Source organism: Actinoplanes oryzae, from assembly GCF_030757795.1.
GTDB lineage: Bacteria > Actinomycetota > Actinomycetes > Mycobacteriales > Micromonosporaceae > Actinoplanes.
The window spans coordinates 77159-90823 of sequence record NZ_JAUQWH010000006.1 but is presented as its reverse complement, the minus strand read 5'-3'; the positions used below and the strand labels follow the sequence as shown (position 1 = coordinate 90823).

The 13665-nt window shown below is 72.7% G+C and carries 14 protein-coding genes; 6 read left to right on the top strand and 8 right to left on the bottom strand.

Translation table 11 applies throughout. The annotated features are described in order from the left end of the window. Positions 1-20: 20 nt before the first annotated feature. Positions 21-1466, bottom strand: a complete 1446-nt coding sequence (locus RBH18_RS04140; RefSeq protein WP_306204541.1) for an MFS transporter — start codon at positions 1464-1466, stop codon at positions 21-23. A gap of 106 nt (positions 1467-1572) precedes the next feature. On the opposite strand from RBH18_RS04140, the gene RBH18_RS04135 reads away from it, so the two are divergent. From RBH18_RS04135 to RBH18_RS04125, 3 genes are read left to right on the top strand one after another with little or no spacing between them, the layout of a single operon-like run. Then, a complete protein-coding gene (locus RBH18_RS04135) occupies positions 1573-2052 on the top strand; it encodes a DUF2975 domain-containing protein (protein ID WP_306204540.1) in 480 nt (159 codons plus the stop codon). Further along, a complete protein-coding gene (locus RBH18_RS04130) occupies positions 2052-2264 on the top strand; it encodes a helix-turn-helix domain-containing protein (protein ID WP_306204539.1) in 213 nt (70 codons plus the stop codon). Before RBH18_RS04135 ends, RBH18_RS04130 begins: the two co-directional genes overlap by 1 nt. Before the next feature lie 25 nt (positions 2265-2289). After that, on the top strand, positions 2290-3342 hold the full coding sequence (locus tag RBH18_RS04125; protein WP_306204538.1) for a DUF4037 domain-containing protein: 1053 nt from the start codon (positions 2290-2292) through the stop codon (positions 3340-3342). Positions 3343-3468: 126 nt separating this feature from the next. Here the strand turns inward: RBH18_RS04125 and RBH18_RS04120 are convergent, their stop codons facing one another. The 3 genes from RBH18_RS04120 to RBH18_RS04110 all read right to left on the bottom strand — a co-directional run bounded on the left by RBH18_RS04120 (position 3469) and on the right by RBH18_RS04110 (position 5806). Continuing rightward, entirely contained in the window at positions 3469-4479 is a 1011-nt protein-coding gene (locus RBH18_RS04120) for a LacI family DNA-binding transcriptional regulator (RefSeq protein WP_306204537.1), read from the bottom strand. A gap of 387 nt (positions 4480-4866) precedes the next feature. Next, entirely contained in the window at positions 4867-5115 is a 249-nt protein-coding gene (locus tag RBH18_RS04115) for a hypothetical protein (RefSeq protein WP_306204536.1), read from the bottom strand. 73 nt (positions 5116-5188) lie between these two features. Further along, complete coding sequence (locus RBH18_RS04110) at positions 5189-5806, bottom strand: hypothetical protein (protein WP_306204535.1); 618 nt, start codon at positions 5804-5806, stop codon at positions 5189-5191. 158 nt (positions 5807-5964) lie between these two features. Between RBH18_RS04110 and RBH18_RS04105 the strand changes: the two genes are divergently transcribed. From RBH18_RS04105 to RBH18_RS04095, 3 genes are all read left to right on the top strand, one after another. Further along, the gene (locus RBH18_RS04105) at positions 5965-6873 is read left to right on the top strand and encodes a hypothetical protein (RefSeq protein ID WP_306204534.1); all 909 of its coding nucleotides are present in this window, start codon (positions 5965-5967) and stop codon (positions 6871-6873) included. 1 nt (position 6874) lies between these two features. Beyond that, positions 6875-8059 carry a serine hydrolase domain-containing protein gene (locus RBH18_RS04100; RefSeq protein WP_306204533.1) on the top strand — a complete coding sequence of 395 codons (1185 nt, stop codon included), beginning with the start codon at positions 6875-6877 and terminating at the stop codon, positions 8057-8059. An 87-nt stretch (positions 8060-8146) separates the two neighbouring features. Beyond that, entirely contained in the window at positions 8147-9259 is a 1113-nt protein-coding gene (locus tag RBH18_RS04095) for an alpha/beta fold hydrolase (protein WP_306204532.1), read from the top strand. A gap of 169 nt (positions 9260-9428) precedes the next feature. On the opposite strand, the gene RBH18_RS04090 is transcribed toward RBH18_RS04095, so the two are convergent. The 4 genes from RBH18_RS04090 to RBH18_RS04075 form a co-directional block, all read right to left on the bottom strand. Continuing rightward, positions 9429-10709 (bottom strand): hypothetical protein, encoded by a 1281-nt coding sequence (locus RBH18_RS04090; protein ID WP_306204531.1) that lies wholly within the window; start codon positions 10707-10709, stop codon positions 9429-9431. Next, on the bottom strand, positions 10702-11313 hold the full coding sequence (locus tag RBH18_RS04085; RefSeq protein ID WP_306204530.1) for an RNA polymerase sigma factor: 612 nt from the start codon (positions 11311-11313) through the stop codon (positions 10702-10704). The genes RBH18_RS04090 and RBH18_RS04085 overlap by 8 nt, the downstream gene beginning before the upstream one ends. 136 nt (positions 11314-11449) lie before the next feature. Then, entirely contained in the window at positions 11450-12418 is a 969-nt protein-coding gene (locus tag RBH18_RS04080) for a quinone oxidoreductase family protein (protein WP_306204529.1), read from the bottom strand. Positions 12419-12420: 2 nt separating this feature from the next. Continuing rightward, positions 12421-13665: an alpha/beta fold hydrolase gene (locus RBH18_RS04075; RefSeq protein WP_306204528.1), complete on the bottom strand. Its 1245-nt coding sequence runs from the start codon at positions 13663-13665 to the stop codon at positions 12421-12423.

Genomic DNA, 13665 nt, shown 5'->3' with positions numbered 1-13665 from the left:
ATTCGATCTTCACCGGTGGCTCAGGTGTCCGAGGTGGCCGGCTCGTTGTCCGCGGGCGCCGGGGCGGCGGCCGGCTCGGGACGGTCGCCGCGGGGCATCAGGGCCACCATCACGATCATGGCGATGGCCACGGCGACCAGGCCGATGACGATGTGGTGGACGGCGGCGGCGACGCGTACGGGATCGTCGGACCGGGATCCCACCGCCGCGTTGGCGACCGCGCCGAAGGCTGCCACGCCGAGCGAGCTGCCCAGCGAGCGCAGGAAGATGTTGTTCGCGGAGACGACGCCGCGCTCCGACCAGCCGACGCTGGACTGGGCGGCAACCAGGGTCGGCGGCGCGGTGAGGCCCATGCCGATGCCGATGACCAGGCAGTAGGCGCCCACCTCGAGGACGCTGGAGTGCTCGCCGAGCAGCAGGAGCAGCAGGACGCCGGCCAGCACGATCGCCGACCCGATCAGCGCGCAGCCACGGAATCCCAGCCGCAGGTAGACGCGCCCCGCCTGGCTCGCCGACAGCGGCCAGCCCAGCAGCAGCGTGGCCATGGCGAAGCCGGAGACCAGCGGGCCGTGGCCGAGGACCGTCTGGGCGTACGTCGGGATGTAGGAGCTCAGCGCCAGCAGGATCGCCCCGATGCCGAACGACGTCAGCCCGGTCGCGACCAGGAGCCGGCGGCGGAAGACCCACAACGGGAGTACGGGCTCCGGGGCGCGCCGCTCGACGAGACCGAAGACGATCAGCAGCACCAGCCCGGCGCCCAGGACCGCGAGACCGGCCGGCGACGTCCACGCCCACGCCTGGCCGCCCTCCAGCACGCCGAGCACCAGCAAGGTGAGGCCGACGGTCAGCAGGACAGCGCCGCGGTAGTCGACAACCGGCCGCCCGCGGTCGAGCCGCTCGTCGAAGCGCCGCCAGATGGTCGCCGCGGCGATCAGGCACAGCGGAATGTTGACGAAGAAGATCCAGCGCCACGACACCCACTCGCTGAACACCCCGCCCAGCGTCGGGCCGATGATCGACGAGACCCCCCACACGCTGGCCAGGTAGCCCTGGACCCGGGCGCGCTCCCGGACCGAGTAGAGGTCGCCGACGATGGTCACCGTGGTCGGCATGATCGCGCCGGCACCGAGGCCCTGCACCAGCCGGAAGGCGATGAGCGAGCCCATCCCCCACGCCGCGCCGCCGCCGATCGAGCCGGCGAGGAACAGACCGATCCCGATCAGGACGATCGGCTTGCGGCCGAAGAGGTCCGACAGCTTGCCGTAGACGGGGACGGACACCGCCTGCGCGAGCAGGTAGATGGAGAAGAGCCACGGGACCTGCGCGAACCCGCCCAGCTCCGCCACGATGGACGGCACCGCCGTGGCGATGATCGACGCTTCCACCGCCACGAGCGCGGTCGCCAGCATCACCGCGGCGAGGACCGGGCCCCGCTCGGACCGGAACCCGACACCTGTATTTGCCATGATTTCTCGACCGTAACGGAGTGTGGCTTCCGGCGCGCCGTGATGTCAGCCACCACCTTTCGGCGTTTCGATTGACAATCGATAGGTACTACGCGACATTCGATGCATGCTGACCGTTAGTCGAGTGGTGCTGCCGCTCAAGGGGTTCCTCGTCGTCCTCTTCGGGGTGCTCGTCCTGTTCCAGACCATGTCGCTGCCGGGCCAGTTCGCCTACATGGCGAAGGAGCACCCGGAGGACGCCTACCTGCGCTGGCCGGCGACGGCGGTGACGGTTTTCTGGGTGCTGTGCGCGCAGGTGGTGATCGTGTGCATGTGGCGCCTGCTCACCCTGGTGGCGAAGGACCGCATCTTCACCGAGGCGTCCCTCGTCTGGGTCGACGTGATCGTGTGGGCCATCGGCGCCGCGTGGCTGGTCCTCGTGGGCGTCCTGCTCTACGTCGGGTTCCACGCGAACGATCCGGGCCTGCCTCTGCTGCTCTTCCTCGCCACCACCGGCGTCACCGTGGTCGGCCTGCTCGTCGTGGTGCTGCGCGCCCTGCTGCGGCAGGCCACTACGCTGCGGACCGACATGGAAGCGGTGATCTGATGCCCATCGTGGTCCGCATCGACGTCGAGCTGGCCAAGCGCAAGATGAGCGTCGGCGAGTTCGCCGACCGGGTCGGCCTCACCCCCGCGAACGTCGCGGTCCTCAAGAACGGCCGCGCCAAGGCGGTCCGCTTCAGCACCCTCGAGGCCATGTGCCGGGTCCTCGGCTGCCAGCCCGGCGACCTGCTCGAATGGGTCGACGACGAAACCTGATTGCGCCCGCCCCTAGGGTGACCGGGTGGCCACCTTCCTCCCCGGGCTGGAGCTCTGCCGCGCGTTCTACGTCGAGGCCGTCCGCCCGCTGCTGACCGAGGCCTTCCCCCGGCTCGTGTACGCGGCGGCGCGCATCGGACCCGGATCCGAGGTGCTGGGATTCGACTCGCCCCGGTCCGTCGACCACGACTGGGGCCCGCGGCTGGAGCTGTTCCTGCCGGCGCCCGCCGCCCGGGAGGTGTCGGAGCTGCTCTCGGCCCGGCTGCCCCGGGAGGTGCGGGGCTGGCCCACCCACTTCGAGCCGCCCGGTGCCCGGGTGCGGGTCATGACGGCGACGACGGGCCCGGTCGCGCACCGGGTCGTGTTGACCGACGTGGGCTCGTGGAGCCGCGAGCAGCTGGGCTTCGACGCCCGCCGGGATCTTCGCGTCCGGGACTGGCTGGCCACGCCCGCCCAGCGGCTCGCCGAGGCGACGGGCGGCGCGGTGTTCCACGACGCGACCGGTGAGCTGACCGCGCTGCGCGAACGGTTGCGCTGGTACCCCCGCGACGTCTGGCGGTACGTCCTCGCGGCGCAGTGGACCCGCATCGCCCAGGAGGAGGCCTTCGTCGGGCGCACCGCCGAGGCCGGCGACGACCTGGGCAGCCGGGTGCTCGCGGGGCGGCTGGCGCGCGACGTGATGCGGCTCTTCCTGCTGCTGGAACGGCGCTACCCGCCGTACCAGAAGTGGCTGGGCACCGCGTTCGCCGCGCTGCCGGGCGTGGATCCCGTCGCCGCCGCCCTGCGCGAGGCGGTGGGCACCGCGGATCCGATGCGGCGGCAGGCGGCGCTGTGCACGGCGTACGAGGCGGCCGGCCGGCGGCAGAACGAGCTCGGACTCGCCGCGCCGGTGGATCCGCGGCGGCGGCCGTACTTCGACCGCCCCTACCCGGTGATCGACGCGGGCCGCTTCGCGGCAGCCCTGACGGCGGAGGCGGGCTTCGGCGCGATCGACCAGTTCGTCGACAGCACCGACGCCCTCAGCAGCCCGGCCACCTGCCGAGCCCTCATCGCCGCCACGCAGCGTCCGGCCACCTGACGCAAGCACGAGCGCGCCGCTCAGCGGGCCGACGCAAGCACGAGTGCGCCGCTCAGCGGGCCGACGCAAGCGCGATCGCGGCCGAGCGGCCGGGGCCCGGAACTCAGGGCCTGTTTCAAAGAGGCCTCAGGCGGAGCCGCGGACGACGAGCTGGGTGTCGAGGACGATCTCCGTGGCGGGCAGCGGGTCGCCGTCGATCTTGGCGAGGAGCAGGCGGACCATCTCCTGGCCCATCTCCTCGATCGGCTGGTGCACGCTGGTCAGCGGCGGATCGGTGTGCCGCGCCACCACGGAGTCGTCGAAGCCGACCACGGCGATCTGGTCGGGCGTGCGGATGCCGCGCTCGCGCAGCACGCGCAGCGCGCCCGCCGCCATGGTGTCCGACGCGGCGAAGACCGCGTCCAGGTCGGGGTCGGTGTCGAGCAGCTTCGCCATGGCCGCGGCGCCGCTCTCCTCGCTGAAGTCCCCGTACGCCACCGGGCCCGCCCCGGCCTCGTCGTGGAAGCCCACGAGCCGCGCGATGCCCGGCGCCATGTCCTGCGGGCCGGCGATCGTGGCGATCTTCGTCCGCCCCTTGGCACGCAGATAGCCGACGGCGGCCCGGGCCCCGCCGCGGTTGTCGGCGTCGACGAAGCAGCAGCTGTCCCCGCCCGTGGGGCGGCCGGCGCGCACCGTGGCGACGCCGCGCCCCTCGAGCTGGACCGGCAGCGGGTCCGTCCCGTGCAGCGAGAGCAGCAGGGCGCCGTCGACGTGCTGGCGGGTCAGATAGCCCTCCAGCCGGCGGCGCTCGTGCGGGGCCTGGGCGATCATCAGCACCATCTGCAGGCCGCGGTCGACGAGCCCGGTGGAGATCGACTGGACGATGCGGCCGAAGAACGGCTCGGCGAAGAAGCGCTCGCCGGACTCGAAGACGACCAGGGCGATCGAGTCGGTGCGCTGGCGGACGAGGGCGCGGGCGGCCTGGTTGGGCACGTAGCCGAGCTCGGCGATCGCGGTCTCGACGGCGGCGCGCGCCTGGGCGCTGACCTGCGCCGAGCCGTTGACGACCCGGGAGACCGTGCCGCGGCCGACGCCGGCGCGGTGGGCGACCTCGTCCAGGGTGGGGGCACGTCCGGCCGACCGGCTCCGCTCCGCCATGACGCACTCCCCCCACCGCCGAAAGTTTCCGCCAACCTACCTTCCGGACAGGTGATCAAGCGAACGCGGCCCGCGCGGAAAACGATCGCGGCCCGCGCGGAGAGCGAACGCGGCCCGCGCGGAAAACGATCGCGGCCCGCGCGGAGAGCGAACGCGGCCCGCGCGGAGAACGAACGCGGCCCGGGCGCGGAACGACGGGAGCGGCGCGCGCGGAGAGCGAACGCGCGCACGCGCGCGGAACGAACGCGCGCACGCCGGAAGGGCGGGAGCGACGCGCACGCCGGAAGGGCGCGCACGCCGCGAAAGAACGCGGGCCGCGCCACCGGGGCAGGTGGTGGCGCGACCCGCGCGAGCCCGGCGGGGGGGTTACCGGGCAGGTAGGGAGGATCAGGAGATGAGCAGCGCGGCGAGGAGCATGCCGAGCGCACCACCCGCGACGCCGGCCGCGGCCGCGTACCAGCCGAGGGGCCGGTCGCCGAGCGCGCCGCCGACGATGCCGAGAACGAGGCCCGCGAGCCCGAACAGAAGCGGGAAGAACAGAATCGCGATCGCCGCGAAGACGAAGCCCAGAATGGTGCAGACGCGCGCCGCGGAAACGCCGGAACGGGTCGGACGGGTGGTGGTGACCTGCGCCATCTTCTTTCTCCTCCGTGAGCCTCAGGGGTGTGTGCCTACGCCCATTCGACTACCCACAGAGGACACGGCGTAATCAGGAATCCTGGCGGACGGGCTCGGAAGTGGTACGCCGCCGGGCCTCGGTGACGTCGGCCATGAGCCGGTCCCAGGCCTCGTCGGGGCGGAACGGGCCGAGGGGCAGCCCGCCGCCGACGCGCGCCCAGGAGTACTCCCACCAGGCCGCCACGCGCACGGGCCACAGGCCGACGCGCACCGCCCCGGCCAGGAAGCACCGGTGCACGAGCAGGGTCGCGGCGAGCATGTCCTCGTCGAACTCGACGCCCTCCTCGTCCACGGCGCGGCCCAGGGCGCGCACGTCGCGGTGCATCTCCGAGTACGTGATGAGGTGCGGTGTGGCCGGCACCCGCACCTCCGCCCCGGGCACCAGCATGTCCGCCGCGTACGCCGGCATGAACACGACGTCGTCGACGGTGACGATCAGCGGCAGCTCCTCGTGGCCGCGCCGGATGCCCAGCTCGAGGCCGGGCTCGCCGAGCGGCGTGACGATCTGCTCGAAGCCCAGCACGTCGGCCATCGGGATCCGGACCGCGTCGCCCAGGGCGGGGATCGCCACGGTCACGACGCCGGCGCGGACGGACACTTCGGTGCCGGGGAGTTCACCGAGCAGGCCGACGAGGGCTTCACTGTGCATGGAGTACTTATACCCAACCCCAGCGACAATTTCTCTCCGTAATTAGCCGACCACTTAAAGTGAGAGTTTCGCCTGGTGGCAAACGGTGAGGCCTGTCCTCCGAGTACTACGCACGCGCGCACTTGTCCGGGCCGGGGAATGGCCCGAAGAATCGCAGCATGACGTTCGGCAAGGCAGATCTGCCCTATCCGTATAACCAGGACTTCACGGGCATCGTCACCCGCGTGAAGGGTGTCCGGGAGGCAACACGCGCCGCGCTGGTCAACTCACCGAAGGTGGCCTCGTACCTCAAGGCGGGTGCCAACCTCGTCGAGCAGAACCTCGGCGCGTGCGACTGGACAGCCGTCGCCGACGCCGGACGCAAGCAGTACTGGTCGGGGTTGCGGTTCCTCACGGAGCGCGCGCTCAGCAAGGAGATGGAGCAACTTGAGCCCCCGTTCCTGCGCCAGCGCGGCGACGGGCCCTACCGCGCGACCTGGGCCAGCCACGACGACTACCTCAACGACCTGCTCACCTTCCTGTTCCACGCGATGAGCTACGACCCCCAGTACGCCGCGGACGTCGAGACCCGGTCCTGGCTGGACGACGAGGAGAGCTTCGTCGACGCCATCGACCGCGCCACGCACGCCGAGCTGCAGGCCATCTGCCGGATGCCGCTCTTCCGGCTGCAGCTGATCATGGTGGCGACCGCCGACCGCAACGACGGCATCCACGACGCGATCGCCGGCAGCTACGACGGGGCGCTGGCGCCCTGGAAGAAGGCGTACGAGTCCACCTTCGCCTCCCGCGGCTTCCAGCTGCGCCCCGGCGTCACCCTGGAGCAGATCGCCATGATGCTGGCGGCGATCACGGAGGGCTTCGCCCTGCACCACCTGGGCGATCCGAACGCCGGGATCGCCGGCGCGGAGATGGCGGGCAACCTGGTCGGGATGGCCGTGCTCGGCATCCTCGCCAGTTATCTCGAGCCCGTCGCTGAACCGAGCGGCCTCAGCTTGCGTGACCATTTCCGTAACGTGTCCGACCTTGCCCGCCCCGCCGATCGCACCCTCGACCCGAGCGAGGAATGACATGACGAGCACCGCACAGCCCGCCCTCTCCCAGGACGCCGACGAGCCGACCTGGTGGGAGCGGCAGAGCGACGTGATCATGCGCCGCCCGCTCAACGAGTGGACGTTCACGCACATGAACTGGCTCATGCCGACCGAGCGGGTCGCGTGCGGCACCGACTTCCTGCCGCTGCCGACGGTCCCCGTGCCCCTGGACCACCTCACCTACCGCTTCGACGACGCCGACCACACCCTCGCCGAGCTGCACCGGCGCACGTTCACCACCGCGTTCGTCGTGCTGCACCACGGGCGCATCGTGCACGAGAGCTATCCCGGGGCGTTCGCGGGGCCGCGTACCCGGATGCAGCTGTTCTCGCTCTCGAAGTCGGTCACCTCCATGCTGGTCGGCATCGCCGTGGCCGACGGGCACATCGGCAGCGTCAAGGACCTGGTCATCGACTACCGGCCCGACTTCCGGGGCACCGCCTACGACGGCGTGACGATCGCCGAGCTGCTCGACATGAGCAGCGGGGTGGGCGACCTGGAGATCTGGGACGTCCCGGGCAGCATCATCCGGTCCTTCGAGCGGGCCGTGCTCAACGGCGGCGACGTGCCGGCGATCGTCCGCTCCGCCCCGCGCACCGCCAATCCCGGCGAGCGCTTCAACTACTCCACACTCGATGCGCAGCTGCTCGGCTGGGTGCTGGAGGCCGCCACGGGCCAGACCCTGGCCGCGTACGCGTCGGAGCAGTTGTGGCGCCGCATCGGCGCCGAGCGGGACGCCTACTACGGCCTGACCCGCTCGCACCCGCGCACCGCGATCGGGGCCGGCGCGTTCAACGCCACCGCCCGCGACCTGGCCCGGCTCGGTCTGCTCATGGCGCACGACGGCCGCATCGCCGGGCGCCAGATCGTGCCGCGCGACTGGGCCCGCCGCAGCCGCGGCGCCGACCTGCCCCACCTCGCCGTCGGCGCGCTCGGCCCGAGCGGCTACGACCACTACGGCTACGCCAACCAGTGGTGGACGCTCGGCGACAGCTGCTTCCAGGCCTTCACCGGCCTGGGCGTGCACGGCCAGTACCTCTTCGTCGACCCGGTCGCCGACGTGGTCGTCGTCAAGTGCAGCGCCTGGCCCACGGAGGACGACCCGGCCCGCGACCGGGAGACGATCACCGCCCTGCGCCGCATCGCCGACCACCTGGCCTGATTTCCCAGCAACCCCGCCCCTCCCCTTTCGCGTCAGAAGAGGGGAGGCGTACCGTCCTGCCCAAAATTTCCGCGAAAGGCCCTTTACGTGAAACTTGCCCTGCCCCGCCGCTGGGTCGCCGCCACCCAGCTGCTCGTTCTGGCCGTGGCCGGCGTCGCCGTCGCTTCCCCGGCGCAGGCCGCGGTCACCCCCGGCACCGTCCTGCTGCAGTCCACCGCCACCCTGCCGGCCGAGCTCTCCCCGCTCGCCACCGGCAAGAAGATCCAGTACCTGACCACCACCCCGAGCGGCGCCAGCTTCACCGCCTCCGGCCTGATCCTGACCCCCAAGACCGGCAAGACGAACAAGACCGTCGTCTGGGCCCACGGCACCACCGGCCTGGCCGACAAGTGCGCACCCTCGGCCAGCAACGACGTCTTCTGGCCCGAGGCCCGCGCCGCCGTCGCCAAGCTGCTGCAGCGCGGCTGGACCGTGGCGGCGCCCGACTACACCGGGCTGGGCTCGCTCGGCAACCACCCGTACCTGGTCGGCCTGAGCGAGGCCCGCGCGATCATCGACAGCGTCAAGGCGGCCCGCAACCTCGACAGCACGCTCAGCACCCAGTACGTCATCGACGGCCATTCCCAGGGCGGCCAGGGCGGCCTGTTCGCCAACCAGATCGCCCCCTCCTACGACGGCGCGCTCGTCCTCAAGGGCGTCGCGGCCATCGCCCCCGCCAGCAACCTCGACCTCATCGCCCCCGACATCCCCGGCACGCCCGGCCAGGGCTACCTGGTCATGGCCCTCTACGGCATCAACGCCATCGAGCCCACCTTCGTCCCGGAGACCTACCTCGCCCCCGAGGCCAAGGCCAAGAAGTCGGTGCTGAGCACCGGCTGCCTCTACGAGATCCTCGACGCGTACGCGCCGCTCACCCCGGCGCAGCTCGTCGTCGGCGGCACGGTCCCGGCCGCGGTCCTCAGCCGCCTCGACCAGTACGGCAACCCGGGCGGCGCCGCCCCGAGCAGCCCGATCCTCATCGTCCACGGCACCGCCGACGAGGCCGTCCCGTACGACCTGTCCGCCGGTCCCCTGGTCAGCACGCTGAGCACGTACGGCCAGCCGGTCGAGTTCATCACCCTCGAGGGCGAGACCCACGACGGTGCCGTCTTCGCCTCGGTCGACACCGTGGCCACCTGGATCGCGGCCCGCTTCACCTGACCCGTCCCGCCCGGGAGTGTCGCGTGCTCCCGGGCCCGCCCAGTCCCCACACCTCCGGCCCCGGGACCGCCCCGCCAGGCATCAACCCGGTTCCCGGCCCCCCGGAACACGGCACCCCACGCGTCCACCCCTCGCGTGGGGTGCCGGTGTGTCCGGCCCCGCCCGCCGCTCAGGTGCTGATCAGGGCGCTGCCGAGCGGCCGCCCGTGTGCGTCGAGGGCGGTGATGCGACTGCGGTCGCCGTCCGGTCCGGTGCCCTCGTTGAGCCCGATCCCGGGCAGGACGAACGTGCCGCCGGTGACCGTCGCCGTCACCGGGGCCCGGTGCGCACGGCTGATGCTCACGGCAGCGACGCGCGGATCCTTGACCAGGCCGGTGATGGCGACCGTGTCGCTCGCCGAGCCGCCCTGCGCCTCGGCACGGAAGTCGTAGAAGACCGTCCGCGTGAAGAAGAACGCGTTCTCATCGGCCTCGCTGCTGCGCGAGCCGCTGCCCGCGCCGCCGTCGTCGACCGTCACCGTGGGAGCGCCGGGAACTCCCGGGGCCCCGCGGCGGACACAGACCGCGAGCAGACCCTGATAGTGGCCGAGCACGATCGACTCGCTGTCGTTGAGCGTCAGCGTCGCGCCCGGCTGCCAGGCCCGAGGATCCACGACCGGCGGCGTGGCGGCGCCCAGGCAGCCGGCGAGCTCACGGCCGGTCACCGACGACAGGTCGCCCGCGGCCTGCGGGCGGTCGATGCGGGGCGTGACGGCTCGCGGCAGATCGGCGGGCTCCCAGGAGAGCGTGGCCGGGCCGGCCGTGACCCGCAGGGAGGCGACGGTCGCCGAGAAGGTGTTGGGAAGCACGAACACGCCGTCGCGGGTCACCGCCGGATCCCCGGTCATGGTCATCGATCCGGGGGCGTCCGGGTCGGCCACGGTCACTTCCCGGACCGCCGGGTCGGTCACGCCGGCCACGGTGCCGAGCGCCGACACGTACGTGACCTGGGTGGCGCCGGTCCCGGACGCGGTGGCAGACAGGGCCACCGTGGCGGGCGTGAGTTCGCAGAAGCGCGTGCCGGACCCGGTGCGGTACGCGACGACGGTGACGCCACGCGCGGCGACGGTCAGCACGGGCTGCCACCCGGCGGACTCCTCGCCACCGGCTGCCGTACAGCGCCGGGCCGCCTCCTCCGGCGCACCGTCGCGCGCCGCGAACCGCTGCTCGGACGGGAAGGGCTGGAACTCGCCGCTGTCCGCACCCGCCGCCGGTGTCCCCTGCCGCTCCGAGCCCGCCATGAGCCCGGCGGCGCCCAGCGGCACCACGAGGACGGCCGCAGCGAGGGCGACGGCACCCACGACCGCCCGGCCCGAGCGGGGGGTGAGACCGGCTTGGACGCGGCGGCGGGCCTCCCGGCGTACGGTCGCCGGCAGCGGACGGGCGGCGGGCAGGTCGCCGAGATCAGGCATCGTGGTCCTCCGGGACAAGGTCGTGCAGGCGGGTGCGGGCGCGCGTGAGTCGGGAGTGCACGCTGGACGGCGAGATGCCCCACATGGCGGCGGCATCCTCGACGGGGGTGTCACCGAGAAGGCACAGCTGGACGGCTTCCCGCTCGGCGCGTGGCAGGCGGTCGACGGCGGCGAGGACCCGGCGCAGGCGGCGGCCGGCGGTATCCTGCTCGACCAGGCGTTCCGCGTGATCAGGGGTGTCCGGGCCGAGCAGCCGCGGCAGGGCGCGCCAGAGCCGGGCGAGCCGGCGGCGCTCCCCTCGGCACACGTTGACCGTCACCACGTAGAGCCAGGGCAAGGCGCTGCCGTGGACCAGTCGCAGGTCCCGGCGGCGGCGCCACGCCGTCAGGAACACCACGGACAGCAGGTCGTCCGCGTCGCTCCAGGAGGCGGTCAGCCGGTAGGCGTAGTTCCACACCGCCTCGGCGTGGCGCTCGTAGAGGATCGTGAAGGCCTCGTGGTGGCCGGTGGTGATCAGCGGCCACAGGGCCTCGTCCGGGAGGGAGGCCGGGACGGCGACGCCCGGGTGCACCACGATGTCACCCAGGCCGATGGGGAAGGTCACGTCTCCTTGTGGCCGCGGCCCGGGCATCCCTGCATCCTCGCTGTGCGACCTGCATCACAGCGACCCCGGGCCGCGGCTCGCGGCTCGCGGAACGCGGGACGTGGGACGTGGGACGCGGCTCGCGGGACGCGGGGCGCTACGGGATCAGCAGGACCCGGCCGAAGGCGGCGCGGCTCTCGATGTAGCGGTGGGCGTCGGCGGCCTCGGCGAGCGGGAACTCCTTGTCCAGCACGACGGTCAGCTCGCCCGCGGCCACCCGGCCGATGAGCTTCTCGATCAGCGCGCGGGTGCGGCCCGGGTCGTGGGCCATCTCGCCGCCGAAGTAGACGCCGTGCAGCGACGCGTTCTTGCCCATCAGGGGTCCGAGCTGCGGCGCGTACGCCTCCCGGCCCGCCTGCCCGACCCAGCTGATCCGCCCCCGGTACGCCAGCGCGGCGATGCTGCCCTCAAGCGTGCGCCCGCCGACGGGATCCACGACGACGTCGACGCCGCGTCCACCGGTCAGCTCCCGGATCCGTGCCACCACGTCCTGCTCACGGTAGTTGATCGCGTGATCGAGGCCGTACTCGCCGAGGCGGGCCAGCTTCCCGTCGCTCGACGCCGTGCCGATGACCGTCGCGCCGGCCGCCTTGGCGAGCTGGACCGCGGCGAGCCCGACTCCCCCGGCGGCGGCCTGGACGAGGACGGTCTCGCCCTTCGCCAGGCGCCCGAACTCGAACAGGCAGTCGTCGGCGGTCCCGAACTCGACCGGGATCCCGGCGGCGATGCGCGGATCCATGTCGTCCGGGGTCGCGTACACGTTGCGCTGCGGCACCGCGGCCAGCTCGGCGTGCGACCCGGCCGGCATGAAGGCGACCGCGCGCTGCCCCGGCCGCACGCCGTCGACCCCCGCACCGACCGCCTCGACCGTGCCCGCGGCCTGATAGCCGCCGACGTGGGGCCGGCGCGGCAACGGCGAGGACTGCCGGTGCAGCAGATCGCCGCCCTGCACGCCCACGGCCCGGATGCGGAGCAGAACCTCGCCGGGCTTGACCTCGGGATCGGGGACGTCCTCGTAGCGCAGGACCTCCGGACCGCCGTTCTCGTAGTGGACCGCTGCCTTCATGGTCAGCACGTACCCGCTTCCATGTCCATCAACCGGCCGAGCACGTGCTCGCCGCCGACGCGGACGCCGTCGTGCTCGTACTCGTTGGTGACCCAGGCGCGCACGTTGCCCACGGCGGCGGCCGTCTCCAGCGACAGGCCCGCGTCGACGTACATGTCGTCGTGGTAGACCGCCGCGAGCACCGGCACGGTGTTGTCCCTCAGCCGCGCGACGTCGTAGAGGGGCTTCCAGTCGTCCTCCGCCGCGAGCAGGTCGGCGGCGCCGGCGAACGGGCGCAGGGCCGCGATGTCCCGGAACATCCAGGGGTACATCATCTCGCCGGTGAACAGCAGCGGATCCGCGTCCTCGGCGAACTCCGGCCGCTGCTCGATCGCCCGCTGCGCCGCCCAGTTCGTCGCCGTGCCGCCCAGCCCGTAGCAGTACTCCTGCAACGCGAACAACGGCCGGTCGACGAACCCGGTGGCGGTCATCACCTCGTACAGGAACTCGTCCGAGAGGCCCTTCTCCAGCATCCAGTGGACGGCCGCGTAGCCCGTGCTCATGCCGAAGGCCGCCCCCAGGTGCCGCAGCCGGGCCACCGTCAGCCGGTCCCCGTCGGGCAGCCGCACGTCGTGGCTCGCCAGGTGATCCGCCAGCCTCCGGACCCTCTGCCGGTCCTCGGGATACGCCGCGTAGTACTCCGCGTTCTTCGCGGCCACGCGCGGATACGTCCGGGCGTACACGTCGTCCGCGGTCGCCGTCAGCCCGGGCAGCCCGCCGGTCACGTAGCAGGCCTTCAGCCCCTCCGGCGCGGACGACAGGTAGGTCATCGTGACGAACCCGCCGTAGCTCTGCCCGAGCGTCTCCCAGGGCCGCCCGCCCGCCAGCCGCACCCGCAGGATCTCGGCGTCCGCCACGATGCTGTCCGCCCGGAAGAGCTTCAGATGGGCGGCGAGCTCCGCATCGCTCTTCCCGGCCACCGTCCGTGCGGTGATGGGCGTGCTGCGGCCGGTCCCGCGCTGATCCAGCAGCAACACCCGGTGGGTACGCAGGGCGCGCGCGAGCCACGCGTCGGTCCCGTGCGGCCGGGGCGCCGGCCCGCCCGGCCCGCCCTGCAGGAAGACCAGCCACGGCAGGCTCTCCCGCTCGCGCCCCGCCGCCACGACCTCGCGCGCGAAGACGTCGATCGCCGGTCCGCCGGGCCGCTCATGATCCAGCGGCACGCTGACGACATGGTCGGTCAAGGAAATCCCGGGATGCGCGATCAT